At 64.1% G+C, this 23545-nt stretch carries 25 protein-coding genes, 1 tRNA gene and 1 other RNA gene; 11 read left to right on the forward strand and 16 right to left on the reverse strand.

Translation table 11 applies throughout. The features are described 5' to 3' along the window. Positions 1–3: 3 nt before the first annotated feature. The 13 genes from E5675_RS12965 to E5675_RS13025 all read right to left on the reverse strand — a co-directional run bounded on the left by E5675_RS12965 (position 4) and on the right by E5675_RS13025 (position 11844). On the reverse strand, positions 4–372 hold the full coding sequence (locus tag E5675_RS12965) for a small multi-drug resistant family protein (RefSeq protein WP_136174885.1): 369 nt from the start codon (positions 370–372) through the stop codon (positions 4–6). 124 nt (positions 373–496) lie between these two features. Beyond that, a complete protein-coding gene (locus E5675_RS12970) occupies positions 497–2092 on the reverse strand; it encodes a sulfatase-like hydrolase/transferase (protein ID WP_210727524.1) in 1596 nt (531 codons plus the stop codon). 297 nt (positions 2093–2389) lie between these two features. Beyond that, positions 2390–3694, reverse strand: a complete 1305-nt coding sequence (locus E5675_RS12975) for a HAMP domain-containing sensor histidine kinase (RefSeq protein ID WP_136176470.1) — start codon at positions 3692–3694, stop codon at positions 2390–2392. Between the two features lie 105 nt (positions 3695–3799). After that, positions 3800–4462 carry a response regulator transcription factor gene (locus E5675_RS12980; protein WP_037557905.1) on the reverse strand — a complete coding sequence of 221 codons (663 nt, stop codon included), beginning with the start codon at positions 4460–4462 and terminating at the stop codon, positions 3800–3802. Positions 4463–4579: 117 nt separating this feature from the next. Continuing rightward, positions 4580–4888, reverse strand: coding sequence for a hypothetical protein (locus E5675_RS12985; protein ID WP_136174886.1), 309 nt, complete (start codon positions 4886–4888; stop codon positions 4580–4582). Between the two features lie 87 nt (positions 4889–4975). Next, a tRNA-Val gene (locus E5675_RS12990) sits at positions 4976–5050 on the reverse strand. Positions 5051–5224: 174 nt separating this feature from the next. Beyond that, on the reverse strand, positions 5225–5497 hold the full coding sequence (locus E5675_RS12995; RefSeq protein WP_037510426.1) for an HU family DNA-binding protein: 273 nt from the start codon (positions 5495–5497) through the stop codon (positions 5225–5227). Positions 5498–5665: 168 nt separating this feature from the next. Continuing rightward, the gene (gene lon / locus E5675_RS13000) at positions 5666–8062 is read right to left on the reverse strand and encodes an endopeptidase La (RefSeq protein ID WP_136174887.1); all 2397 of its coding nucleotides are present in this window, start codon (positions 8060–8062) and stop codon (positions 5666–5668) included. Between the two features lie 137 nt (positions 8063–8199). After that, complete coding sequence (locus E5675_RS13005; RefSeq protein ID WP_058803723.1) at positions 8200–8535, reverse strand: YbaB/EbfC family nucleoid-associated protein; 336 nt, start codon at positions 8533–8535, stop codon at positions 8200–8202. After that, on the reverse strand, positions 8532–10196 hold the full coding sequence (locus E5675_RS13010; protein WP_247594885.1) for a DNA polymerase III subunit gamma/tau: 1665 nt from the start codon (positions 10194–10196) through the stop codon (positions 8532–8534). The genes E5675_RS13005 and E5675_RS13010 overlap by 4 nt, the downstream gene beginning before the upstream one ends. An 82-nt stretch (positions 10197–10278) precedes the next feature. After that, positions 10279–10376: signal recognition particle sRNA small type (ffs, locus tag E5675_RS13015), an RNA gene on the reverse strand. 41 nt (positions 10377–10417) lie between these two features. Next, positions 10418–10756, reverse strand: coding sequence for a 2Fe-2S iron-sulfur cluster-binding protein (locus E5675_RS13020; RefSeq protein WP_136174889.1), 339 nt, complete (start codon positions 10754–10756; stop codon positions 10418–10420). After that, positions 10753–11844 carry an aminotransferase class V-fold PLP-dependent enzyme gene (locus E5675_RS13025; protein ID WP_136174890.1) on the reverse strand — a complete coding sequence of 364 codons (1092 nt, stop codon included), beginning with the start codon at positions 11842–11844 and terminating at the stop codon, positions 10753–10755. Before E5675_RS13025 ends, E5675_RS13020 begins: the two co-directional genes overlap by 4 nt. A gap of 140 nt (positions 11845–11984) precedes the next feature. Here E5675_RS13025 and E5675_RS13030 point away from each other — a divergent pair, with 140 nt between their 5' ends. Continuing rightward, complete coding sequence (locus E5675_RS13030; protein WP_011541103.1) at positions 11985–12641, forward strand: alpha/beta hydrolase; 657 nt, start codon at positions 11985–11987, stop codon at positions 12639–12641. 117 nt (positions 12642–12758) lie between these two features. Here E5675_RS13030 and E5675_RS21500 read toward each other — a convergent pair whose 3' ends face one another. Then, positions 12759–12923, reverse strand: coding sequence for a hypothetical protein (locus tag E5675_RS21500; RefSeq protein ID WP_168707855.1), 165 nt, complete (start codon positions 12921–12923; stop codon positions 12759–12761). Between the two features lie 112 nt (positions 12924–13035). Between E5675_RS21500 and rpiB the strand changes: the two genes are divergently transcribed. The 6 genes from rpiB to E5675_RS13060 all read left to right on the forward strand — a co-directional run bounded on the left by rpiB (position 13036) and on the right by E5675_RS13060 (position 16514). After that, positions 13036–13500, forward strand: coding sequence for a ribose 5-phosphate isomerase B (gene rpiB / locus E5675_RS13035; protein WP_136174891.1), 465 nt, complete (start codon positions 13036–13038; stop codon positions 13498–13500). Next, positions 13497–14804, forward strand: coding sequence for a serine hydroxymethyltransferase (gene glyA, locus E5675_RS13040; RefSeq protein ID WP_136174892.1), 1308 nt, complete (start codon positions 13497–13499; stop codon positions 14802–14804). The genes rpiB and glyA overlap by 4 nt, the downstream gene beginning before the upstream one ends. A gap of 5 nt (positions 14805–14809) precedes the next feature. Next, positions 14810–15028: a hypothetical protein gene (locus E5675_RS13045; protein ID WP_136174893.1), complete on the forward strand. Its 219-nt coding sequence runs from the start codon at positions 14810–14812 to the stop codon at positions 15026–15028. A 4-nt stretch (positions 15029–15032) separates the two neighbouring features. After that, positions 15033–15500 (forward strand): transcriptional regulator NrdR, encoded by a 468-nt coding sequence (gene nrdR / locus E5675_RS13050; RefSeq protein ID WP_037557889.1) that lies wholly within the window; start codon positions 15033–15035, stop codon positions 15498–15500. Next, the gene (locus E5675_RS13055) at positions 15497–16225 is read left to right on the forward strand and encodes an RNA methyltransferase (protein ID WP_136174894.1); all 729 of its coding nucleotides are present in this window, start codon (positions 15497–15499) and stop codon (positions 16223–16225) included. Before nrdR ends, E5675_RS13055 begins: the two co-directional genes overlap by 4 nt. A gap of 67 nt (positions 16226–16292) precedes the next feature. Beyond that, entirely contained in the window at positions 16293–16514 is a 222-nt protein-coding gene (locus E5675_RS13060) for a hypothetical protein (protein ID WP_136174895.1), read from the forward strand. Positions 16515–16525: 11 nt separating this feature from the next. Here the strand turns inward: E5675_RS13060 and E5675_RS13065 are convergent, their stop codons facing one another. Then, the gene (locus E5675_RS13065) at positions 16526–16837 is read right to left on the reverse strand and encodes a chorismate mutase (protein ID WP_136174896.1); all 312 of its coding nucleotides are present in this window, start codon (positions 16835–16837) and stop codon (positions 16526–16528) included. Positions 16838–17051: 214 nt separating this feature from the next. On the opposite strand from E5675_RS13065, the gene rpsD reads away from it, so the two are divergent. After that, entirely contained in the window at positions 17052–17663 is a 612-nt protein-coding gene (rpsD, locus tag E5675_RS13070; RefSeq protein ID WP_136174897.1) for a 30S ribosomal protein S4, read from the forward strand. Between the two features lie 63 nt (positions 17664–17726). Here the strand turns inward: rpsD and E5675_RS13075 are convergent, their stop codons facing one another. Further along, entirely contained in the window at positions 17727–19688 is a 1962-nt protein-coding gene (locus tag E5675_RS13075) for an alpha/beta fold hydrolase (RefSeq protein ID WP_168707856.1), read from the reverse strand. 150 nt (positions 19689–19838) lie between these two features. Between E5675_RS13075 and E5675_RS13080 the strand changes: the two genes are divergently transcribed. From E5675_RS13080 to aguB, 3 genes are all read left to right on the forward strand, one after another. After that, positions 19839–21521, forward strand: coding sequence for a M28 family metallopeptidase (locus E5675_RS13080; RefSeq protein WP_136174899.1), 1683 nt, complete (start codon positions 19839–19841; stop codon positions 21519–21521). Positions 21522–21657: 136 nt separating this feature from the next. Continuing rightward, positions 21658–22641 carry an agmatine deiminase family protein gene (locus E5675_RS13085; RefSeq protein WP_136176471.1) on the forward strand — a complete coding sequence of 328 codons (984 nt, stop codon included), beginning with the start codon at positions 21658–21660 and terminating at the stop codon, positions 22639–22641. 32 nt (positions 22642–22673) lie between these two features. Then, a complete protein-coding gene (gene aguB / locus E5675_RS13090) occupies positions 22674–23525 on the forward strand; it encodes an N-carbamoylputrescine amidase (RefSeq protein WP_136174900.1) in 852 nt (283 codons plus the stop codon). Positions 23526–23545 lie beyond the last annotated feature (20 nt).

A 23545-nucleotide genomic window follows, 5' to 3' on the forward strand; every position in this document is an offset into this window, starting at 1 on the left:
GATTTACGCCGAGCGCGCGACCAACACGCAGCCGATGGCGATCAGCAGGGTTCCCGCAACGCGGGCGACGCTGATGCTTTCGTTCAGCCAGAAGGCGCCCGCAAGCATCGTCAGGATGAAGCCGATCCCGACGAAGGGATAGGCCAGCGACAGCGGTGCGCGGCCGAGGACGAAGAGCCAGAGCAGCGCTCCGATGCCGTATAGACCGAGGCCCAGAAGGATCATCGGGGATTGTGCGAGGCCACCAATCTCTCCGCCGATGCCCGTCGATCGGCCGCCGGCGGCTGCCGTGGTCCCGATCTTGAGGGCTAGCTGCGCAAGTGCCGAAAGGCTGACGCTTGCAAGGATCAGAAGAAGCAGGCGCACTGTCATGGACAATCTTTCGGTCTGTCAGCGGTTTGCCACTAATCGCGGCGATTCAAGATAAGGTTAATTTTGAGCCGAATGTCGAGCCAATTCCTGCCGAACAGTCGGCCGTGCGTCGCCCATGCCGACCTTACCGCAGACCGCGATCAGGATTGTCGCGAATGTCGGCGCTTGGCGGCTGAACGACGCTTGCCGGATCGATCGCGACCCACTCCGGCTTGCGATTGAGCCGCGCGTTGAACAACTTGTTGAAGCTCACAGGATCGTGCGAAGCTTCGTTCAGCGCCCGCCCATAGCGCTTTTCAACGGCGCCCGGATCATAACCCATCAGTTCCAGAAGGGTCGGGAAAATCATATAGTGGCTCGACCGGTGACGGTTATGCGCGACATCCCGGTGCCAATCCACGCCTGAACCCCGGTTGCCGTCGATCACCGCCAGCGGAACGACGCCTTCTTCCTGGACGGGATCGACGCTGCAATGGGTGGAAAGTCCGGGATTGCCCCGCTCATGCAGATTCTGGCCATGGTCGGACGTGTAGATCATCGTCGTCTGCGAGAAATCGGCCTCGTCGCGAAGCGTTTCGAAGAACGCCCCTACATTCCACAGCAACGTATTGCGATAGGAATTGCGGTAACGGACCCAGTCCTCCGCTCCGCCGGCGAAGCCCGCGCGGCTGCCGGTATCGGAAATATCCCGGTATCGCCCGCGTGGCAGAACCGGATCATAGCGCAGGTAAGCGTCCGGAAACTTGTCATGAACCGGGAAATGGGCACCGACCTTGTTCACGAGAATGAATTTCGGGCGATGATCGGCTAGTTCGCGGATGATTTCGCTCGCCGCCGCCCGGTCGCGCTGTTCCACGGGCACATTGTCGAATTGGACGAAGTGGTCGATCAGCGCGCGCTCTTCACCGCTCATCATGTTTTGCAGCGCGCCGCCGGTTCGCTGGCTGTCGATATAGACGGTGCGCAGTCCGGCTTGGCGGGCATAGGCCCAGATCGAGGGCTGCGTGCCGTTGATCCGCTGATAGTCATTGCGCGTGCCGCCGTAGCGAAGGGTGACATTGCTGCCGACGCTGCAATTGGTGACCGACGCGGCGAGACCATAGTTGTAAATGCGGGCGAATGGCCAGGTGCTCGAGAGTGGCGTGGGGACGCCGGCCGGCGAATTGATGTCCAGATATTGGCCGGCGACGCTTTCGTCGACGATGAGGATGATATTCCGGCTGAGCGGCCGGCGGGCCTGCCGAAGCCGAACAGACTGGCGCTCGCCAATGTTACCTGTCGCTTTTTCATATCCGGCAAGCGTCAGGTAAGCGATCGGCGCGAAGCTCGGCGGCTGTCCGCGCGCACCGTCGCCGCCGCGAAGGAAAAGCAGGCCCGTCAGCGCGCATGTAGCCAGCCAAGGCGTCGCGGCGACCAGCCATCGGGGTAGCGGAAGGTGCCGCCGCGGGGCTATTCCGATGGCCGCCAGCAGGAGCAGCGCGGGGGGCGCCGCTTCGACAAACGCCGTCCGATTCTGCGCCAGGGCATCGCCGATGAACGCCGCGGAATTCATCATGTTGATGAAGGCGTCGTAGGTCATGAATTCGGTCGTTACGCGCTCGAACACGATCGTGTAATAGGCCGCCCCGGCTAGCAGGAACGCAATGGTCCAGCGCAAAATTGCCGGCGGAGTGTAGGCGGCGCCGAGGAGCCCGCCCCACAATATGGCCAGGAGAAGCACATAGCCCGCGTGCGGGACGGGGCCTACAAGATCGGCAGAGCGATTGACGATAGCAGGCAATGCCGAAAGAAAACAAAGCGCCAGCAATACCTCTTTGACGTAAGCCCGCGCATCAAAGTATCGCTTCATGTCGCCCCAGAACATGCCCTATGCTATTTCCTTCCCCCCTAAGAGTATATTAAATCGACGTTATTATCGGCAAGGTTCGCAGCGACGATACCGATTGGCGGGACGATCGGGGGCGCGGGAATGACGAATGCTTGAGTGTCCCCTCACCACCCCGACAACGACCTGACCCTACCCCGCCGGTAGTCTTAGCCGCACCAGCAACCCGCCCAGATCCTCGCTCTCCTCCAGCGTGATATTGCCGCCGTAAATCTCCGCCACGTCGCGTACGATCGCGAGGCCCAGTCCCGTCCCGGGCTTGCCGCTGTCGAGCCGCACGCCGCGGTCGAAGATGCGCGAACGGTCGGCGGGCGAGATGCCCGCGCCGTCGTCCTCGATCAATATCTCGGCCATATTGTCGTCGCGCCCGATCGTCACGAAGATGCTGCCACCGCCATATTTGGCGGCATTTTCGAGCAGGTTGCCGATGAGTTCGTCGAGATCCTGCCGCTCGACGCGCGCGATGACGCCCTTGTCGCCCGCGGCATCGAGCCGCACATCGGGATAGAGCGCCGCGACCGCGCGCGATACGCTGCCGACGCTGTCCCACACGACTGCGCGGGCCTGCGCTGCCCCGCGTCGCCCGACCGCGCGGGCGCGAGCAAGGTGATGGTCGACCTGCCGCTGCATCGTCGCCGCCTCGCGCCGCACCGTCTCGGCGAGTTCGGTATCCGAACTCGTCGCGCTGTTGACGAGCACGGTGAGCGGGGTTTTCAGCGCGTGGGCCAGGTTTCCGGCGTGAAGTCGCGCTTCTTCGGCCTGTTTCTCGTTATGCGCGAGCAGTGCGTTGAGTTCGTCGACCATCGGCTGCACCTCGAGCGGCAGCGGCGCGGTGACGCGGCGATTCTGCCCGCCGCGCATCGCGGCGATCGCGCGCCGGATGTGGCGCAGTGGCCACAGGCCATAGAAGGTCTGGAGCGCCGCGAGGATGATGAGACCGAGCCCGAGTAGCACGAGGCTGGGAATCAGCGTCTGCCGTACCGCGCTGACCTGCGCATCGAGGGCCTCGCGCGATTGCGCGATCTGGTATCGCCAATTGGTCCTGCTGCCCGGCAGGATGACGTTGCGTTCGAGCACGCGCAGTTCCTCGTCGGGAAACTGGTTGCTGTCATAGGTGTGGATCTGGTTGTCGACATGGGGGGTCGGCGCCCTCAACGTGCGCTCCCACAGCGAGCGCGAACGATAGGGTTCCTGATTGCCGCCGCTGATCTGCCAATAGAGGCCGCTGTACGGTTCGAGAAAGCGTTGGTCGCCGAGCGGCTCGATCAGCCGCACCTCGCCATCGGGGCCGATCTCCGACGAGCGGATCATCGCGATCAGCACATATTCGAGGCCCGAATCGAAATTACGCGTGATCGCGGTCTTCAGCACCTGATCGAGCGCGAAACCGCCGCCGATCAGCAGCACCGAAATCCACAAGGCCGCGATCGCGATCATGCGCCGCGCCAGCGAGCCGGTGATGCGGCCCGACGTGGCTAGGGGCTTGATTGCCGCGTCCGGGTCGGTTTCGACCTCCGGGGCGACGTCGGCCGTCGACATGGTTTATTGCGGATCGTCGAGTTGATAGCCGAGCCCGCGGATCGTCGTGATGATGTCGGCGCCCAATTTTTTTCGGATGCGCGTGACGAACACCTCGATCGTGTTCGAATCACGGTCGAAATCCTGATCGTAGATATGCTCGATCAGCTCGGTGCGCGACACGACCTTGCCCTTGTGATGGAGCAGGTAGGACAAGAGCTTATATTCCTGCGCGGTCAGCTTCACCGGCTCGCCCGCGAGCGTAACGCGTCCCGACCGCGTGTCGAGGCGGACGTCGCCCGCGATCAGTTCGCTCGACGCATTGCCCGACGCGCGGCGGATCAGCGCGCGAAGCCGTGCAATCAGTTCCTCGGTCTGGAAGGGCTTGGCCAGATAGTCGTCGGCGCCGGCATCGAGCCCCGCGACCTTGTCCGACCAGCTGTCGCGCGCGGTCAGCACGAGCACCGGGAAATTGCGCTTTTCGCGGCGCCAGCGGTCGAGCACAGTCAGCCCGTCGATTTCGGGAAGCCCAAGGTCGAGGATCGCCGCGTCATAGGTTTCGGTCGAGCCGAGGAAATGGCCGTCCTCGCCGTCGGTCGCAAGGTCGACGGCATAGCCCGCCCCCTCGAGCGTCGCCTTGAGCTGCGGGCCCAGCGTGGGTTCGTCCTCGACAATCAAAATCCGCATTCAGGCGCCTTTCCTTTGCGACGCCGAACAGGGCGGCCGCATGTTTCGACTGTGTATCAAGTCCGAACGCCCATCGCAAAATCTCGTTGCGACGAAATGGGCGGTCGCCGGGAATTGTCAGGGATTGCGGCCGACGATCCGGCCGGTGCGGGCATCGACATAGACGACAACGACCTGGCTGCCGTCCATGAACTTCAGCTTGTAGAGCATCCGCCCCGCATCGAACTGCGGTCCGCCCAGATAGGTCATGTCGTTGTAGGGCGGGCGCGAACGGATATCGGCGACCAGCTTGTTGAGCGGAACCACCTGCCCCTGCGCGGCCGCCTGACGCAGATTGTCCTGGTCGCGATCGCCGCGCGCGAGCGCGGGGGCGCCCGCGGACAGCAGCAGGGCGGAGATCAGCGAAAGGGTCAGGGTGCGGGTCATGGCCGTTTGTCTAACGCGAAAGCATTGAATAGGCGATGAATGGACGGGTCAGCCGCGGTTCGGGTTCCACCATGGCCCGGAAGACCATGGTGGGCGCGACAGGGATTGAACCTGTGACCCCACCCGTGTGAAGGGTGTGCTCTACCGCTGAGCTACGCGCCCGTCCCGATGCGGACCGAAGTCCGGCGTCCGAAAGCCGGACGTCCATAGCCGCTGGCGCGGTGAATGCAACGCCCATTTGCGCGATCTTCACGCACAATCCATCGGGCAAATACAAATCGGGCCGCAGCTTGCGCCACGACCCGAGATGTTTTTTACCAAAAGGCGCGGGCCAACTTAGTTGACGGCGTCCTTGAGGGCCTTGCCGGCCTTGAACTTCGGCTGGTTCGACGCCGCGATGGTCATCGTTTCGCCGGTGCGCGGGTTGCGACCGGTCGATGCCTTGCGCTTGCTGACCGCGAAGGTGCCGAAGCCGACGAGACGGACTTCGCCGCCCTTCTTCAGCGAGCCGGTGATCGCGTCGAAGACAGCTTCCACGGCCTTGCTGGCATCACCCTTGGTCAGGCCGCTCGAATCGGCGACGGCGGCGATCAGGTCTTGTTTGTTCATGCCTAAGGAACCCCTGCATTATGGTTGAATGATTCTCATGGCCCGAAGCCATGGCGCGCCACTAACGATGTTTGCCCCTGTCTTGTCAAAGCAAAAAAGGGCGAAAAACGTCCCAAAACGTCGATTTTGCGACGAACTCGGGGTGAAACGTCCTCGATCGGCGGCGGCTCAGTGCCGAATCGCCGATTCGGGGTCGCTTCCTGGCGGCACCGGTGGCGAGGCGGCAAGTTCGTCGGCCTCGGTCCATTCGATCGGCACCACCGGCGACACCAGTGCTTCGGCCAGCACCTGATCGACGTGGCTGACGGGGATGATCTTCAGCCCGCCGGTGATATTCGCCGGGATTTCGACGAGGTCCTTTTCATTTTCCTCGGGGATCAGCACGGTCTTGATGCCGCCGCGAAGCGCGGCGAGCAGCTTTTCCTTAAGCCCGCCGATCGCGAGGACGCGGCCGCGCAAAGTGACTTCGCCCGTCATCGCGACATCGCGGCGCACCGCGATCCCGGTCAGCGTCGAAATCATCGCGGTGACCATGCCGACGCCCGCCGACGGACCATCCTTCGGTACCGCGCCTTCGGGCAGGTGGATGTGGATATCCTTGCGCGCGAACAGGCTGGGCTTGATGCCATAGGCCGGGGCGCGCGCCTTTACGAACGACAGCGCCGCCTGCACCGACTCGGTCATCACCTCGCCGAGCTTGCCGGTGGTGCGCACCTGGCCCTTGCCCGACGCGGTAACCGCCTCGATCGTCAGCAATTCGCCGCCGACCTCGGTCCACGCCAGCCCGGTGACCGCACCGACCTGGTCTTCGAGGTCGCCCATCCCGTGGCGGAATTTGCGCACACCCGCGAATTCGGACAGGTTTTCGGGCGTCACGGTAACGCTGGTCGCCTTGCCTTCGAGGATGCGGCGCAGCGCCTTGCGCGCCAGCCGCGCGATCTCGCGTTCGAGCGTACGAACGCCGGCCTCGCGGGTGTAATAGCGGATGAGGTCGCGCAGCCCCTCTTCGGTCAGCTCGAACTCGCCGGCCTTCAGGCCGTGCGCCTCGACCTGCTTCGCGATCAGGTGGAGCTTGGCGATCTCGACCTTCTCGTCCTCGGTATAGCCTTCGAGCCGGATGATCTCCATGCGGTCGAGCAAAGGCTGCGGCAGGTTGAGCGAGTTGGCGGTGGTGACGAACATCACGTCGCTAAGGTCGACATCGACCTCCAGATAATGGTCCTGGAACTTGCCATTCTGTTCGGGGTCGAGCACCTCGAGCAGCGCCGACGCCGGATCGCCGCGGAAATCCTGGCCCAGCTTGTCGATCTCGTCGAGCAGGAACAGCGGGTTCATCGTGCCGGCCTTTTTGAGGTTGGTCACGATCTTGCCCGGCAGCGAGCCGATATAGGTGCGGCGGTGGCCGCGGATTTCGGCTTCGTCACGCACGCCGCCCAGCGACTGGCGCACAAACTCGCGGCCCGTGGCTTTCGCGATCGACCGGCCGAGCGAGGTCTTGCCGACGCCCGGAGGGCCGACGAGGCACAGGATCGGGCCCTTCAGCTTGTTGGTGCGCGCCTGCACCGCCAGATATTCGACGATCCGGTCTTTGACCTTTTCGAGCGCATAATGGTCGTCGTCGAGGACGGCCTGCGCCTTGGCGATGTCTTTTTTCAGCTTCGACTTCTTGCCCCACGGCAGGCCGATCAGCGTGTCGAGATAGTTGCGCACGACGGTGGCCTCGGCCGACATCGGTGCCATCGCGCGCAGCTTCTTCAGCTCGGCGTTCGCCTTGGCCTTGGCCTCCTTCGACATTTTGAGGCTGTCGATCTTGAGCTGCAGCTCGGCGAGGTCGTCGCCGCCTTCGCCATTGTCGTTGCCGAGCTCGCGCTGAATCGCCTTCAACTGCTCGTTGAGATAATATTCGCGCTGGCTCTTTTCCATCTGGCGCTTCACGCGGCCGCGAATCTTCTTTTCGACCTGCAGCACGCCGAGTTCGCCTTCCATGAAGGCGAAGACCATTTCGAGCCGCTTCGACGGCGCATCTTCGACGAGCAAGGCCTGCTTGTCCGACACCTTGATGTTGAGATTGCCCGCCACCGAATCGGCGAGGCGCGAGGCGTCTTCGATTTGCGACAGCTGTACCGCGGTTTCGGCCGGCATCTTCTTGTTGAGCTTGGCGTAATTTTCGAACTGGTCGACGACCGAACGCATCAGCGCGGCGGTATCGACGCTGTCGTCGACCGTGTCGCCGATCGGCTTCACGCTCGCCATCACCGCCTTGTCTTCGTCGGCGAGCGACAGCAGCTTCGCGCGCTCCTTGCCTTCGACAAGCACGCGAACAGTGCCGTCGGGCAGCTTGAGCAGTTGGAGGACGGTCGCGATCACGCCGACGTCGTAAAGATCGTCGCGCTGCGGATCGTCTTCGCCCGGATCGAGCTGCGCGACGAGGAAGATTTCCTTGTCGCTTTCCATCGCGGTTTCGAGCGCGGCGACCGAGCGGTCGCGGCCGACGAACAACGGCACGATCATGTGCGGGAAAACGACGATGTCACGCAGCGGAAGGAGGGGATAAGATTGCGTCATTACGGCTCCTGGACGGGCGCCGCGACCGGGCGCACCGCCCTTCTTATAGGTGGTTCGTCGCTAATATGGCGTAACTTCGCACGCATTCAATGTCGCTGCGCTGAACGCCGCGGTCCCAGAGGGATTTAGGGACCGGCTCAGAACGGCAGCTTGAAACCCGGGGGGAGCGGCAGGCCGCTCGTCATCTTGCCCATTTCCTCGTTGCTCGCGGCGTCGGCCTTTTCGCGCGCGTCGTTGAACGCGGCGGCGAGCAAATCCTCGAGCATCTGCTTGTCGGCGGGAACGATCAGGCTATCGTCAATGTGTATCGCCTTGATCCGGCCCTTCGCGGTAGCGGTGATCTTCACGAGTCCGCCGCCCGAAACGCCTTCGACCTCGACGCTGTCGAGCTTCGCCTGCGCCTCCTGCATCTGCGCCTGCACGGTGGCGGCGGCTTCCTGCGCCGCCTTCATCATTTCTTCGATCGATTTCATGGGTTCAACCTATGGCGATTGTCGTCGTCCTCGACAAGCCTTGCGTCGGGAAAAGCGGCCAAGGCGGCCTTCACAACGGGCAATTCGCGGATTCGCGCGTCATTGTCGTCGAGTTTTGCCTGCCGTACCTGACCAAGGCTCGGCCGTGCCTCGCCCTCACCCGCGCGAACCTGCCAGCGGCTGCCGGTCTGGTTCAGCAGCGCTTCGCCAAGCCGCCGCGCGAAATCGCCGTCGAGTGCGGGCACCGGCGCATAGACAAGCAGCCCGGGTTCGAGCTCGACAAGCTTGAGATCGTCATAAACTTGCCGCGCAAGCTGGTGATTACCCGAGCTTTCGAGGAGCTGGTGGATTTGTGCGATCGTCAGCGCCGAGGCCGGCGTTTCGGCCGACGGCGTTTCTGCAGGCGGTGCTGTGGCGGTGTCGCCCTGCGGTACCGGCGGCGTCGGCGCGACCATCGGCGTCGCCGGCACGCCGCCCTTTTCGAGCAGTTTCGCAAGCTCGCCCGGATCGGGCATCGATGCGGCATAGATCACGCGCAGCAACAACATTTCGAGATGTTCGAGCGGATTGTTGGCGCGCAGCACCTCTTCATGCCCCTTGAGCAGCAATTGCCACAGCCGGTTGAGCGGCGCAAAACCGAGCTTTAGCGCCCATTCGCCGATGCGTTCGCGGTCCGATGCCGCAAGCGCGGGATCCTCGTGGCGCGAGACTTTTGCCAGCGTGATCGCATGCGTCAGGTCCATCAACCCGCGCACCATCGCGACCGGCTCGATTCCCAGCGCATATTGCCCGCGCGCGAGGTCGATCGCACCGCTCGCGTCGCCGTCGAGGATCGTCGCCATCAACTGCGCGATCGAGGTCCGATCGGAAAGCCCCAGCATCACGCGAACCTGATCGGCGCTGATCTTGCCGCCGCCATCGAGGTCTGCGTGCGCGATCGCCTGGTCGAGGATCGACAGGCCGTCGCGCACCGATCCCTCGGCGGCGTTGGCGATCAGCCAGATCGCGGGCGCCTCGGCCTCGACGCCTTCTTTCTGCAAAATCGCGCTGAAATGCGCGAACAGCATGTCGGGGGTGATGCGACGCAGGTCGAAACGCTGGCAGCGCGAGAGCACCGTCACCGGCACCTTGTTGACCTCTGTGGTCGCGAACAGGAATTTGACGTGTGGCGGCGGTTCTTCGAGCGTTTTCAAGAGCGCGTTGAACGCGTTGCGCGACAACATATGCACTTCGTCGATGATATAGATCTTGTAGCGCGCCGACACCGCGGCATAGCGCACCGCCTCGATGATCTCGCGCACATCGTCGACGCCGGTGTTCGACGCGGCGTCCATCTCGATCACGTCGATATGGCGCCCCTCGGTGATCGCGCGGCACGGTTCGCACACCCCGCACGGATCGATCGTCGGCCCGCCCTGCCCGTCGGGTCCGATGCAGTTCAAAGCCTTGGCAATCAGACGCGCGGTCGACGTCTTGCCAACCCCGCGCACGCCGGTCATCAGAAACGCATGCGCCAGCCGGTCGCGCGCAATCGCGTTGCCGAGCGTGCGCACCATCGCATCCTGCCCGATCAGTTCGGCAAAGGTTTGCGGACGATATTTGCGGGCAAGGACGCGGTAGGGTCCGCTCGATGCCTGCGGCACCGTCTCGGGCAAATCCATTCCCAGCATCGGGGTATCATCGTCGGCGGAATCATCCATGCCCCCGTCTTAGGGGCGCGCCGCAGTCTTGTCGAAGGGGGAAATGGGTGGAAGCCGGAACGACCCGCGGCGAATTCGTTGCGGCTGCTTCCTTCCGGACCTGACCGGGTTGGCGAAGACCACGTCCGCCCGACTTCCGCGGCGCATATGGCGGTGCGCGCAAGAAAATGCAAGCGCCGCTGTCAGCGCGGTCCCTGCATATTGCGGCTCTCGGCCGGGATATGGACGGTCAGCCCGTCGAGATCGTCGGTCAGCACGATCTGGCACGACAGGCGGCTGGTGCGGCGCACCCCGGCGGCGAGGTCGAGCATATCCTCTTCCATCTCGCCCGCCGGCGGCAGGCGGTCGAAATCCTCTTTGGCAACGATGACATGGCAGGTCGAGCAGGCCATTTGGCCCTCGCACGTCCCTTCGAGTGGCATCAGATGCGCCTGCGCGACGTCGAGCAGGATATCGCCGGGATTGGCCTCGGCCTCGGTATGCGCCTTGCCGTCGGCGTGAACGAATGTGACGCGCATCAGTTGACGCCCTGCAAGCGCGCGGCCGCCTTGATCGCATCGAGACCCTCGCGCAATTCCTGCTCGCTTGTATAGCGCCCCCAGCCGAGCCGGATCGACGCGCGCGCGTCGGCTTCGCTAACGCCCATTGCGCGAAGGACGTGGCTGACCTTGCCCGACCCGCTGCCGCACGCGCTGCCGAGCGAGAAGGCGATGTCGCGGGCATCGGACATCAGGCGAAGACCGTTCACGCCCTCGCGCCGGACGTTAAGATTGCCGTGATAGCGACGGTTCGCATCGCCGTTGATCGTCCATTCGGGCAGCAGGTCGAGCGCGAGCGACCAGAGGCGCTCGACATGCTCCGCGTCAGCGTCGAAGCGTTCGGCCGCGAGCGCCGCAGCAGCGCCGAAGCCGGCGCAGAGTGCGGGCGAGACGGTGCCCGAACGCATCCCCTGTTCCTGCGCGCCACCGAACATCAGCGGCGGCAGATCGACGCCGTCCCGGACCCAGAGCGCGCCGATCCCCTTGGGGCCGTGAATCTTGTGCGCCGAGAGCGCGATCAGGTCGGGGCCGTCGGGGATCGCGACGCGGCCATAGCCCTGCACGGCGTCGCACAGCAGCAAGCTGTTCTTCGCGTGCGCCGCAACGGCGAAATCGGCGACAGGCTGGACGGTCCCGACCTCGTTGTTCACTAGCATCGTCGCGACGATGCCATTTTCGGGTATCAGTGCGTCATCGGGCGGCAGCGCCAGACCCTTTTCATCGACCGGCAGGATCGTCGCGTTCAGCCGCTCAAGGCACTGCAGCGACGCCGCATGTTCGATGCTGAGCCCCGCGACCCCGCCCGGCATCGCCTCGGCCCCGCGCAGCAACGCCCAGTTGAGCGCCTCGGTCGCGCCCGAGGTGAAGAAGACGCGTCCGCCCTTCGGCAGCAGCGCCGCAACCTGATCGCGCGCGACCTCGACCGCGGCGGCGGCGGCGCGGCCGGCCTTGTGCGTGCTCGACGGATTCGCGTAACCATCGCCTTCCCCAGCTCCCTCAAGCCAGCGCAGCATCGCCTCGCGCGCCTCGGGAGCGAGCGGCGTAGTGGCTTGATAGTCGAGGTAAATCATCCGGCGCGAAAGTCCTTGTTGCGAACGATTCGCAAAAGTTGCATGTTGAGACCTATTTTCTATATAGGCGCCAATCCCGCTCCGCCACCCCGCCCCTCGGCGAATCACTGGCAAGCCCAAGACATATAGAAGGTGCGCCCATGCCCGACGTCATTTTCCCCGGCCCCGAGGGCCGCATCGAAGGCCGTTTCTCGCCCCCGCCGCGTCCGCGCGCGCCGGTCGCGCTGATCCTCCACCCGCATCCGCAGGGCGGCGGGACGATGAACGACCGCATCACGCAAGCGATGTACAAGAGCTTCGTCGCGCGCGGTTTCGCGGTGCTGCGCTTCAACTTCCGTGGCGTCGGCCGCAGCCAGGGCACGTTCGACAACGGCATCGGCGAGCTTAGCGACGCCGCATCGGCGCTCGACTGGGTGCAGTCGATCCATCCCGAGGCGCAGACGACGTGGGTCGCGGGCTTCAGCTTCGGCGCGTGGATCGGCATGCAGCTTTTGATGCGCCGCCCCGAAATCCGAGGTTTCCTGTCGGTCGCGCCGCCCGCTAACATGTACGACTTCAGCTTCCTCGCGCCCTGCCCCTCGTCGGGCATCATCGTCGCGGGCGGGCAGGACGAGATCGTGCCGCCGAGCGCGGTGCAGAAGCTGGTCGACAAGCTGCGCACCCAAAAGGGCATCACGATCCATCACGACGAAATCCCGCGCGCCAACCATTTCTTCGAGCATGAGCTCGACCAGTTGATGAAGTCGCTCGATAATTATCTGGATATGCGGCTCGCGCCCGATTCGCCGATCCGCTGACGAAATGATCCTCCCTGTGGCGAAGCCATGGGGAGGTGGCAGCCGGCACAGCCGCTGACGGAGGGGCAAATGGCGCAACGTCGCTGCCCTCCACCACTGCGGCAGGGAGGATCTTTATTATTTCACCGGCACCAGCCAGATCGCGATATTCGCGAACATCACCAGCGCGGCGATCAGCATCAACAGCGCGCGGCGTCGGTCGCCCTTGCGAAAAACATAAACGGCGCCGCCGGTGAGCAGCACGCCGGTCAGCATCAGGATGGACATGATCGTGTCGGACATGGGGCGGCTTTATCGGCGGCGTCACAAATTTGCCACCTCGCTTATGGCCAATCCGCGCGGCTTGGCCTAAAGGGCGCTCATCGATTCCCTATCGCCCCGCGGGAGCCGCATCATGCGCATTGCAATAGCCTCTGACCACGCCGCCTGGGAGCTGAAAGCCGCTCTCGCCGATTGGCTTCGCGAAGCCGGCCACGAAGTCGAGGATCTCGGCACGAACGGCCCCGAAAGCGTCGACTATCCCGATTATGGCTACCGGCTCGGCGAAGCGATCGCCAACGGCCGCGCGGAACGCGGCGTCGCGCTCTGCGGATCGGGCATCGGCATCTCGATTTCGGTCAACCGCAACCCCGCCGCGCGCTGCGCGCTCGTGTCCGAACCGCTGTCGGCGAAGCTGGCTCGCGAGCATAATGACGCGAACGTCATCGCGATGGGCGCGCGCCTGACGGGCATCGACATGGCAAAGGCGTGCCTCGACGCGTTCCTCACCACCGATTTCGCCGGCGACCGTCACGCGCGCCGCGTCGACAAGCTTTCCAATCCTCCCGTCAATTTGGCCCAACTGGAGACCAGCCGATGACCACAGACACGCTCGACAAGCCCATCAAATCGGCCGGCTATTTCACCGACGGCGTCGGCACGGTCGACCCCGCGGTCGCGGCGGCGATGAAGCACGAACTCGAACGCGAACAATATCAGATCGAGCTGATCGCGTCGGAGAATATCGTTTCGAAGGCGGTGCTAGAGGCGCAAGGATCGGTTTTCACCAACAAATATGCCGAAGGCTATCCGGGCAAGCGTTATTATCAGGGCTGCGCGCCGTCGGACGAGGTCGAAACCCTCGCGATCGATCGCGCCAAACAGCTGTTCGACGCCGGTTTCGTCAACGTCCAGCCACACTCGGGCGCGCAGGCGAATGGCGCGGTGATGCTCGCGCTGACCAAGCCCGGCGCGACGATCATGGGCATGAGCCTCGACGCCGGCGGCCACCTGACGCACGGCGCGCCACCCGCCATGTCGGGCAAATGGTATAACGCCGTGCAATATGGCGTGCGCCCCGACGACCATCTCGTGGATTTCGATCAGGTCGAAGCGCTCGCCAAGGAACATCGCCCCTCGCTGATCATCGCCGGCGGCTCGGCCTATCCGCGCACGCTCGATTTCGCACGCTTCCGCGCAATCGCCGACGATGTCGGCGCGCTGCTGATGGTCGACATGGCCCACTTTGCCGGCCTTGTCGCCGGCGGCGCGCATCCGTCGCCGATGGAGCATGCGCATGTCGTCACCACCACGACGCACAAGACGCTGCGCGGCCCGCGCGGCGGCATGATCCTGACCAACGACGAAGCGATCGCCAAGCGCATCAATTCGGCGGTCTTCCCCGGGCTGCAGGGCGGCCCGCTGATGCACGTCATCGCCGCCAAGGCGGTCGCCTTCGGCGAAGCGCTGCGTCCCGAATTCAAGGATTACGCCAAGGCGACCATCGCCAATGCGCAAGCGCTCGCTAATCGGCTCAAGGCGCGCGGCGCCGATGTCGTCGCGGGCGGCACCGACACGCATCTGGCGCTGATCGACCTCCGCCCGCTCGGCATCACCGGCCGCGACGCCGACGAGGCGCTCGAGCGCAGCGCGATCACCTGCAACAAGAATGGCGTTCCCTTCGACCCGCTGCCCCCGGTCAAGACCAGCGGTATCCGTGTCGGATCGCCCGCGGGCACGACGCGCGGCTTCGGCATCGCCGAGTTTGAGGAAATCGGCGACATGGTCGCCGACGTGCTCGAGGCGCTGCGCGACAAGGGCGAGCATGGCGACGCCGATGTCGAAGCGGATGTTCGCGGCCGCGTCCGCGCGCTATGCGAGCGCTTCCCCATCTATCAGGGATAGAATCGATGGCGCGCCAGCACCCCGAGGAACCGACATTGATCGAGCTCTCGATCGAAGAGGTCAAGGCAATGGGCAAGCAGGGGATGGACCATCCCTCGACGCGTCCCGTCCTGACCGGCGGGGTCGTCGGCGCGATCGCGGGAGCGGTGCTGCCGGTCGTGACTTGGCCGGTCGGCCTGTTCGCTGGCGCCGCCATCGCGCTCTATTCGCGGGTGAAACGCTAAGCCTATGCGCTGCCCCTATTGCGGACATGAAGACAGCCAGGTGAAGGACAGCCGTCCGACCGAGGACGGCGCGGCGATCCGCCGCCGCCGTCAGTGCGAGGATTGCGGCGCGCGCTTCACCACCTTCGAGCGCATCCAGCTGCGCGAAGTCGCGGTGCTCAAGACGGGCGGGACGCGCGAGCCCTTCGACCGCGAGAAATTGATGCGCAGCGTCCAGATCGCGTGCCGCAAGCGCCCGATCGACGGCGCGCGCATCGAGCGGCTGGTGTCGGGCATCCAGCGCCAGCTCGAAACCTCCGGCGAAAGCGAAGTGCAGGCACAGCAAATCGGCGCGATGGTGATGGAGGCGCTGAAGGGCTTCGACAATGTCGCCTATATCCGCTTCGCCAGCGTCTATCGCGACTTCACCGAAGCCAAGGATTTCGAGGAATTCGCCTCGACGATCACCGAGGCGGCGCGGCCGATCAAATGACCGCGGCCGCCCCGCCCCCCGTCATCGTCCTCGTCCGTCCACAGCTTGGCGAGAATATCGGCAAGGCGGCGCGCGCGATGCTCAATTTCGGGCTGACCGAACTGCGCCTCGTCGCCCCGCGCGACGGCTGGCCCAACCCCGATGCGGGGCCGGCGGCGTCGGGCGCCGACATTGTGCTTTCCGGCGCGCAGGTCTTCGATACGCTCGCCGACGCCGTCGCCGATTGCACGACCATCTATGCCACCACGGTGCGCAAGCGCGGCGTCACCAAGCCGGTGCTGACGCCGGAAGCGGCAGCGCGCGAGGTTCATGCCGGCGCGGGACGCTCGGCCTATGTCTTCGGCCCCGAACGGTCGGGGCTCGAAACCGACGACGTCACGCTGGCGCACAAGATCGTCACCGTGCCGATCAACCCCGAATTCGCTTCGCTCAATCTTGCCCAGGCGGTGATCCTGCTCGCCTATGAATGGTCCAAAGGCGTCGCGCTCGCGAGCCCGCCCGAAGTGCCGCTCGATCCCCCGGCGGAGCATGGCGTGCTCGAAGAATTCATCCAGCACCTGGAGCGCGACCTCGACAAGAGCGGCTATTTCTTCCCGCCCGAACGACGCGAAATGACGCTGCGCACCCTGCGCACCGCGCTGACCAAGACGGGCTGGTCCTATAATGACGTCCGAATGATGCACGGCATTATTACCGCGCTTGGCCGAACTCCAAGACCGCGTTGAGTATTGATCTCGACAACGGCGCATCGCGCTTTTAGAAGGCCGGGTCCTTCAAGGAGCGAACAGCTTTATGATTTCCGTAATACTTTCCCTGGCTCTGGCCGCGACCGCGGCCAACGGAGCCGACACCCCTCCGGCCAAGGCGGCAAAGCCAAAAAAGGTCTGCACCAAAGTCGAAGTTACCGGCAGCACCGTGCCGAAACGCGTGTGCCGTATCGTCGCCGAGCCCGCTCCGCAGAAGGAAGAGGCGCACGCCGCCGACCACAAGCCCGAAACCGGCGCGACCAACTAAGCGCCGACGCGTCAGCCGGTGCGAAGGCGGTCCCATTCGATCGCCTCATAAGCGATCGATTGTTCGACCAGTTCGTTCCATACCGCACGCAGCCGCTCGGGCTCCAGTCCGGCCGCCCCGGCCTCGCGCGTGACATTGTCGAGCACCTCGGCCTTGCGCGCCTCGTCGCGAACGGCGTCGCGGTCGGCCTTGATGCGCGCGGCCGCATCCATATAGCCGAAACGGCGGACGAGCAGCGCGACGAGTTCGCGGTCGACCTGATCGACCCCGGCGCGGACCTCGGTCATCGTTTCGCATTGTTCGGGAAGTTTGGCGGACGTCATGCGCGCTGCCTTTAACGGCTTTTTCCGCTGTGTCGAGCAGCGGCTGTAAAGCTTGACTTTGCACCAATCGCCGTCTAACCGCGCGCCTTCGCAATGGACCCCGCACCCCGGTGAAGCGGCGGTCGCATATGGTGTCGAGCCTGTCGAGACATCCATATGGTGCGACCCGGGACCCGCCGAAATCCTTCGGCAAACAGCATATTGGAGACGACATATGTCGAAGCGCCAGAGCGCCAAGTATAAACTCGACCGCCGCATGGGCGAAAACATCTGGGGTCGCCCGAAGAGCCCGGTCAACCGCCGCGAATATGGCCCCGGCCAGCATGGTCAGCGCCGCAAGGGCAAGATGTCGGACTTCGGCATCCAGCTCCGCGCGAAGCAGAAGCTGAAGGGCTATTACGGCGACATCACCGAAAAGCAGTTCAAGAAGAATTATTTCGAAGCGTCGCGCATGAAGGGCGACACCGGCCAGAACCTGATCGGCCTGCTCGAGCGCCGCCTCGATGCGGTCGTGTATCGTTCGAAGTTCACCCCGACGATCTTCTCGGCGCGCCAGCTCGTCAGCCACGGCCACGTCTATGTGAACGGCGTGAAGTGCAACGTCGCGAGCCGCCTCGTGAAGCCGGGCGACGAAGTCACCCTCGGCAAGAAGGCGCAGGAAATGGCGCTGGTCGCCGAAGCGCAGAGCCTGCCCGAGCGCGACCTGCCCGAATATCTGGCGATCGACGGCACCAAGTCGACCTTCGTCCGCGTTCCGACGCTCGACGAAGTGCCCTATCCGGTGAAGATGGAACCGAACCTGGTCGTCGAATTCTATTCGCGCTGATCGGCTTTCCAAGAACCAATTCAGAAGGGCGGCCGATCTGGCCGCCCTTTTTCTTTGCGCGCGTCAGCGCGGCAGGAACTGCGTGATACGGCGCAACATTTCGGCGCGAACGTCGCTGTCGCCGATGTCCTGGGCTACGCGCGGATATTCGATGAGCTCGACTTTTTTTCCGGCCGTCGACAGCGCGCCGTGCATGGCGCGAACCTGGTCGATTGTGGAGTCATGAGCGAGCCCGCCGGCGACCATCAACACCGGAGCCTGAATCCGCTCCGCATTTTGTGCCGGAGATCCCTCGCGGAGATGGGGCCCCGAACCGAGGAGTTGCTGCATGACCAAATTATTGCTGAACTTGGTGCTGGCGTCTTTCAGCTTCTGAAGGTCGGTAATGGGCGCTATCGCCACGATCGACCGGAACAAGGATGGCGCCACGACGCCCGATTGCAGTGCGGCGTAGCCGCCATAACCCCATCCGACGATGGACAGCCTACTTGGATCGGCGCCCTCTCCCACGATCCAGCGCCCCGCATCGCTGACGTCGCCAATGGCAGTGCGCCAGGATTGAAAACCTCCGTCGCGAAACCATTGCTCACTATAACCCGTCAGCCCCCGATAATCGGGCTGCACCACCGCATATCCGCGCTGGGCAAAATATTGCGCGAGCCAGTTGAACCCCCATTCGTCGCGATCGGCCAATCCGCCATGCGGAATGACGATCGCGGGCAACCCCACCGCATCGGCACGGCCGGGCGGCAGTGTCAGATGAGCCGAGAGCATGGTCCCGTCAGCGGCTGGATAACGAACTGGCCGGACGGGCGATAACGCCAGATCGGCCAGCGCAGGGCGATCCTCAAGCAGTGGCCGCAATTGCTTCAATCCCGGCGTATAGCGATAGTAACGGCCCGGATCGGTGTCGGAGCCCGCCCATAACAGCCAGTGCGCCTCGCCGACCGATGCGTCGATGAAATATACGCTGCGTCCCCCCAAAGCCTTGGAAAGCGACTGGGCCATATCCGACAGACGAGGGTCGGTCAGTTTCATTTGCCGACGATCGGTAACATAGGTCGCACCGATGACGCGCTGGTCGCGACCAACCTGAACCAGTCCATCCACATCGGCCCGAGGGTGCCGGAACAATGTCTGCCCCTTGCCCGTTCCGTCGAGCTGAACTGCGACGACGGCATCGCGACCGTCAACCTTTGCCAAACCAATAGCCCGGTTGCTTTCGGCATCGACGGCAAAGGGGTCGAATCCATTGTGCCGGACAAGATCGAACGCCGACAGCGATTGCCAGTCTCCACCTTTGTCGTCCCGAAAGAAATAGCGTATCCGGTCGGTCGGGTAGCCCGTCCTTCCGGCGGCCGTCAAAGCCCCCATGATCCTGATGTTGCCTTGGCCATCGGTGATATATTCGACCGCATCACGCTGGGGCCTTTCGGCAATTTTTATGAGGTCTCCGGACAGGTCCACCAAATCGACGCCCATCCCTTCCTCATCCTTCTTCAGGAGCGATGCCGAGTGGAGATTGGCCTCACGGACATTGCTGCGCATGATCAGAAGGCTATCAGGGGTTCCAGGCTGCCAGTCGATCACGCTCCCGCCGCGCCCGTCGAAGCCGATCGAATTGGCGCCGCGCCGTTTGCTCAATGTCTTGACGTTGCCGCCAGCGGAATCGACCGCGATCAATGTCGTGAAGCCGTAGACGAATTCGCCGATCTTCTCCCTCCCCGCGACCTGGCAGACGATGCGAGCGTCGGTGGCCCACCGGCACCATCTGAGCGTCTCGGGATCGCCGCTCGCTCGCAGGATACGCTGTGGCGCCGATCCATCCTCGATACGGACGACATAGAGGTCGTTGGCCAGCCCCTTGTTCGGCGCCACGAATGCAATCTGCTGCCCGTCGGGCGACAGGCTCACTTGCGCGACCCCTTCCTGCGCCCCGAAGCGGCGCTCCAGATCATTCTCCTGCGCCTGCGCCGCCCCCGCGGCAATCCCCAAACCCAGCAAATATAGCCAGCGCCCCCGCATATCCATCCCCCTGTTATCCGGTCCCCTTTTGCTTCTCTAAAAGCCGGCGTCCGCTTTTCCAAGCGCCGAAAGTGCCACAAGCGGCGCTTGCGCCCCCGGCACGGGGCTGGCACAAGCCCGCGGTCGAATACGAAAAACCGAGGAATTTTCATGCTTCGTTTCCCCCGATCGACCGCAGCGCTTGCGGTTCTCCTGACCGTTGCCGCGTGCAATGCGTCGGACAAGACGGCCACGTCGGCCACCGCCATTCCCGATGTCGAAATCCCCGAACTGTCGCTCGCGACGCTTCAGGACGTGACCAAGGAATTGTCGTCGGATGCTTATGAGGGCCGCGCGCCGGGTACGGCGGGCGAGGAAAAGACCGTCGCTTACATCATCAAGAAATATGAGGAAGCGGGGCTGAAGCCCGGGAACAACGGCAAGTGGACGCAGGACGTGCCGCTGGTCGAGATCACCGCGAAAAACGCGACCCCGCTGAGCTTCACCGGCGGCAAGACCCCGGTCACCGCGCAATATGCCAAGGACTATGTCGCGTTCAGCTGGCGCGTCCAGCCCAAGACCGAAGTCAAGGACAGCGACGTCGTCTTCGTCGGTTACGGCATCAACGCACCCGAAAAGGGCTGGAACGACTATGCCGGGCTCGATGTGAAGGGGAAGACCGTCGTCGTCCTCGTCAACGACCCCGACTGGCAGACCAAGGAAGCCAAGGGCGAGTTCAACGGCCGCGCAATGACCTATTACGGCCGCTGGTCGTACAAATATGAAGAAGCCGCGCGGCAGGGCGCCGCCGCCGTGCTGATCGTCCACGACACCGAACCCGCCGCCTATGGCTGGAACGTCGTGGAGAGCAGCAACACCGGCACCCAATATCTCGCCGAGAGCAAGGACGGCGGCGCCAAGGAAACTGTCGCCAACGGCTGGATCCAGCTGCCCAAAGCGAAGGAATTGTTCGCGAGCGCCGGACAGGATTTCGATGCGCTGCGCGAAGCCGCGAAGAAGAAGGGGTTCAAGCCGGTCGCGCTGACCGGCATGAAGGCGAACTTCAGCTTCGATAACGCGATTTCGAAGAAGATGTCGCGCAACGTCATCGGCGTTCTGCCGGGCGCCAAGCGCGCGCAAGAATATGTCCTCTACACCGGCCACTGGGACCACCTCGGCCGCTGCACGCCGGTCGCGGGCGACGACATCTGCAACGGCGCGGTCGACAATGCGAGCGGTATCGCGGGCCTCGTCACGCTAGCCCAGGCCTTCCAGAAGGCTGGCGCGCCCGACCGCAGCATCGTCTTCCTTGCCGTCACGGCCGAAGAATCGGGCCTTCTCGGTTCGAAATTCTACGCCGAAAACCCGGTCTTCCCGCTCGCGCAGACGGTCGGCGGCGTGAACATGGACGCGTTGAACGCCATCGGCCCGGCGAAGGACATTGTGGTCGTCGGTGGCGGCAAGTCCGAACTCGACGCCTATGTCGAAAAGCTCGCCAAGATGGAGGGCCGCACGATCAAGGCCGAACCGACGCCCGAAAAGGGTTTTTACTATCGTTCGGACCATTTCAGCTTCGCCAAGCTCGGCGTGCCGATGTTCAACTTCGGCAGCGGCGACGAACTGGTCGAAGGCGGTGTCGAGGCCGGCAAGAAAGCGGCCGAAGACTATGAAAAGAACCGCTATCACGCGCCGGGCGACGAATATGAGGCGATCACCAACTGGGGCGGCATGATGTCGGACCTGCGCCTCTATTACGCTGCGGGCCGCATGCTCGCGATGACCGACGCATGGCCGAACTGGGTCGAGGGCGACGAATTCCGCGCCGCCCGCGACAAGTCGCGCGCTGGCAAGTAACGACGACAACCGCTCCTCCGCAGTTGCGGGGAGCACCATGTTCCGGCAATCCAGAATGGCAGAGGCCATTCTGGATTGCTGCGTTCTGGACGAGAAGATCGATGTCGCGGGCATCGATGCAAAGGACTATCACGCGATGACGCACCGCATGCCCGCCGAATGGGCACCCCATGACGCCGTCTGGATCGGCTTTCCGCACATGGCGGAGGAATGGTCGGGCCAGATCGACGCGGCGCGACGCGATGTCGCGGCCTTCGCGAACGCCGTCCACGACGGCGGGCGCGGCGAAACGGTGCACCTGCTTGTTCGCGACCATGACAATGCCGATATAGCAGAGGCGCTCGTCGATGAGGGCGTGCTGTTGTTCGTCGCCCCCTTCGGCGATATCTGGCTGCGTGACACGGGTCCGATCATCGTCGGCACCGGCGCCCAGCGCGAGGCGCGCAATTTCGACTTCAACTGGTGGGGTAACAAGTTCGTGATGCCCGGCGACCGCGAGATCGGGGCGATCCTGGCCGCGCAAGCGAACCTGCCGACGCAGCATCTCGACTGGGTGCTCGAGGGCGGCGGTATCGACGTCGACGGCGCCGGCCTTTGCGTCACCACCGAGGAATGCCTGCTCAATACGAACCGCAACCCGACGCTTACGCGCGAGGACATCGCGGTGCGGCTGCAGCATTCGCTCGGCATCGACCGGCTGCTGTGGCTCGGCAACGGCCTCGTCGGCGACCACACCGATGGCCATGTCGACAATCTCGCGCGCTTCGTCGGCGAAGGCCGGCTGGCGCTGCCGGTCGCGGCGGGCGATGACGATCCCAACGCCGCCATCTATGCCGACGCGCGCGCGCGGACAGCGGCGTTCGGCGGGATCGAGATCGTCGACCTCCCCTCGCCCGGCCGCGTCGAGATCGGCGGCGAGATTGCGGCGGCGAGCTATATGAACTTCTATATCGGCAACAGCGTCGTGGTTGTTCCGACTTATGGCGTTCCCAACGATCGGGCCGCGATTGATACCCTCGCCGCGCTCTTTCCCGACCGCCGCGCGGTCGGCGTGCCCGCGCGCGGGATCATAGTCGGCGGCGGCAGCTTCCATTGCTCGAGTCAGCAGCTTCCGAGCTAGCATCAGGCGCGAAGCCCCCTATATTCCGCCGCATGACCCGCACCATCACCGTCGCCGCGCTGCAGCTTGCCCTGCCCGGCCCCGTCGAACCGAATATCGACACTGTTTCCGCGCTCGTCGAGGACGCCGCGGGACAAGGCGCGCAAATCATCCTGCCGCCCGAGCTCTTCGAGGGCCCTTATTTCTGCCAGGTCGAGGAGGAAGAGCTGTTTGCGAGCGCGCGCCCGACGGCCGACCATCCGAGCGTCGTCGCGATGCAGGCGCTCGCCGCAGAGCTGAAGGTCGCAATCCCGACGAGCTATTTCGAGAAGGACGGGCCACATTATTACAATACGCTCGCGATGATCGGCCCCGACGGCGACATCATGGGCACTTACCGCAAGAGCCACATTCCCGATGGTCCGGGCTATGAAGAAAAATATTATTTCCGCCCCGGCAACACCGGCTTCAAGGTCTGGGACGTTTTCGGCACGCGGATAGGCGTCGGGGTGTGCTGGGACCAATGGTATCCCGAATGCGCGCGCGCGATGGCGCTGATGGGTGCCGAGCTGCTTTTCTATCCGACCGCGATCGGGTCCGAACCATATGACGCCGACCTCGATACCAGCCGCATGTGGCGCCGCGCGATGCACGGCCATGCCGTGTCGAACTGCATGCCGGTGATCGCCGCGAACCGCATCGGACCCGAAGGCGACGCGAATTTCTATGGCCACAGCTTCATCACCAACGAGTGGGGCGACATGACGCAGGCGTTCGGTGCCACCGAAACCGGGGTGCTTGTCGAGACGATCGACCTCGACCGCGCTGCGAAGCACCGCGCCGGCATGGGCTTCTTCCGCGACCGCCGTCCGCAGCTCTACGGGCGGCTCGTCGAGGACATCTGATCGCCAGCAAGGGGGCAAGC

Source organism: Sphingopyxis sp. PAMC25046, from assembly GCF_004795895.1.
In the GTDB taxonomy this organism is placed as follows: Bacteria; Pseudomonadota; Alphaproteobacteria; order Sphingomonadales; family Sphingomonadaceae; genus Sphingopyxis.